The following is a 439-nucleotide window of genomic DNA, read 5'->3' on the forward strand; positions in this document are numbered from 1 at the left end:
TCGGCAATTATATACTTTACTTAGCAGCGTGATTGAGCCATACCATTTGTATGGCAACGAACATCACAGACCCGATCTTTCACGATGAAGCCAAGGCGCTGGCTCATATTGAGGCTTCGCGCTGGAGCGGTGAACCCAATTGCCCGCACTGTGGTTCGCCCCGTGTTCGCCGGATGGAAGGTAAAACGCAGGCTGGCATGTTCCTGTGCAACGATTGCCGCGACAAATTCACCGTCCGCACCGGCACCGTTATGGAGCGTTCGCACGTTCCCTTGCACAAGTGGCTACTAGCCACACACCTTATGGCGGCCTCGAAGAAGGGCATGAGCGCCAAGCAGATGGAGCGCATGCTGGGCGTCACCTATAAGACAGCTTGGTTCCTCTGCCATCGCATCCGCGAAGCTATGGATGGCGCAGCCCCTACGGGTCCGCTGGGAGG

At 56.9% G+C, this 439-nt stretch carries 1 protein-coding gene; it reads left to right on the forward strand.

The window, feature by feature from the left end; all coding sequences use genetic code 11:
- Nucleotides 1-50 precede the first annotated feature (50 nt).
- A partial coding sequence (locus MRBLSP13_RS19935; RefSeq protein ID WP_363756252.1) for an IS1595 family transposase occupies nt 51-439 on the forward strand: 389 nt, incomplete at its 3' end.

This window comes from Sphingobium sp. LSP13-1-1.1 (assembly GCF_040676415.1).
Lineage (GTDB): Bacteria > Pseudomonadota > Alphaproteobacteria > Sphingomonadales > Sphingomonadaceae > Sphingobium.